Source organism: Microcystis sp. M53603_WE2 (genome assembly GCF_030065435.1).
Window position 1 is genome coordinate 1 of the sequence record NZ_JASJFF010000227.1, and the last position, 1,803, is coordinate 1,803.

Genomic DNA, 1,803 nt, shown 5'->3' on the forward strand with positions numbered 1-1,803 from the left:
AGAGAAATGTCTTTAGGTGCTTATGCTCATCAAGATTTACCCTTTGAAATGTTAGTAGAAGCCTTACAAACAGAGAGAAATCTTAGTCATACTCCTCTATTTCAGGTAATGTTTGTCCTTCAAAATACTGCCTTATCTGAAATAGAGTTAACGGGTTTAACTATTGATTCTTTCCCCTTAGAAGTTGAAATAGCTAAGTTTGATTTAACCCTATCAATGCAAAATACAGAGACGGGATTAATGGGGGTTTGGGAATATAATACTGACCTATTTAATAGCGAGACTATTGAGAGAATGAACGGTCATTTTCTGACTCTACTTGAGGGGATTATTACTAATCCGAGTGAGAGAGTTTCTCAATTACCTTTGTTAACTAAAGTTGAACAACAACAGTTATTAATTGACTGGAATAATACTGAGGTAGATTACCCTGCTAATAAGTGTATTCATCAATTGTTTGAGGAGCAAGTTGAACGGACTCCTAATGCTGTAGCAGTAACTTATGAAAATGAATCCTTAACTTATCGAGAATTAAATAATCGTGCTAATCAATTAGCTCATTATTTGCGGAAATTAGGCGTAAAAGCTGATACTTTAGTCGGTATTTCCCTTGAGCGGTCCTTAGAGATGATGGTGGGATTATTAGGTATTCTCAAGGCAGGTGGTGCTTATGTACCTCTTGACCCAGATTATCCCCAAGAACGCCTGAGCTTCATGTTAGAAGACTCTCAGGTAAAAGTGTTAGTAACTCAAGCAAAATTAGTCAAGTCTATTCCTGAACATCAAGCACAACTTATCTGTTTAGATACAGAATGGGAAAAAATCGCTCAAAATATCACCTCAAACCCCGAAAGCGTAGCAAAACCAGAGAATTTAATCTATATTATCTATACATCCGGTTCCACAGGGAAACCGAAAGGCGTTTTAGTCAATCACTCCAATGTCGTGCGATTATTTGCCGCTACAGATGCTTGGTATAATTTCAATAGTCAAGATGTCTGGAGTCTATTTCATTCCTACGCTTTTGACTTTTCGGTGTGGGAAATGTGGGGAGCTTTGTTATATGGTGGACGCTTGGTAGTTGTCCCCTACTTAGTGACCCGTTCTCCCGAAGCATTTTATCAGCTATTGTATCAAGAAAAAGTCACAATTCTCAATCAAACTCCTACCGCTTTCCGTCAGTTAATTCAAGCTGAAGAATCCTTAAAAGGAAGTTTTCCCTTATCAAGGGGGGATCGTTCATCGACAACAGATAACGATTTAAGCTTACGTTTAGTTATTTTTGGAGGAGAAGCTTTAGAAATTAACAGCTTACAACCTTGGTTTCAGCGCCATGGCGACCAATGCCCCCAATTAGTTAATATGTACGGAATTACAGAAACTACCGTTCATGTGACCTATCGACCATTAAGTATGAACGACTTGGATAGTACAGCTAGTGTGATTGGTCGTCCCATTCCCGACTTACAGGTGTATTTACTAGACCAACATTTACAACTTGTACCGGTTGGTGTACCCGGGGAGATGTATGTGGGAGGTGCAGGAGTAACAAAAGGTTATCTCAATCGTCCTGAATTAACAACAGAAAGGTTTATTCCTAGTCCTTTTGAGAAGGATGAAGTGATCCCCCCAACCCCCCTTAATAAGGGGGGCAATGAGCCGTCAAAATTATATAAAACGGGAGATTTAGCCCGTTATTTACCTAAGGGAGAGTTAGAATATTTAGGACGCATTGACAATCAAGTTAAGATTCGCGGTTTTCGGATTGAGTTAGGGGAAATCGAAGCATTATTAGCATCTCAT

The 1,803-nt window shown here is 39.1% G+C and carries 1 pseudogene; it reads left to right on the plus strand.

Annotation, left to right across the window (positions count from 1 at the left end):
* Window positions 1-6: 6 nt before the first annotated feature.
* Window positions 7-1,803 (plus strand): annotated as a pseudogene (locus PX481_RS04880) (non-ribosomal peptide synthetase); the annotation flags it as partial.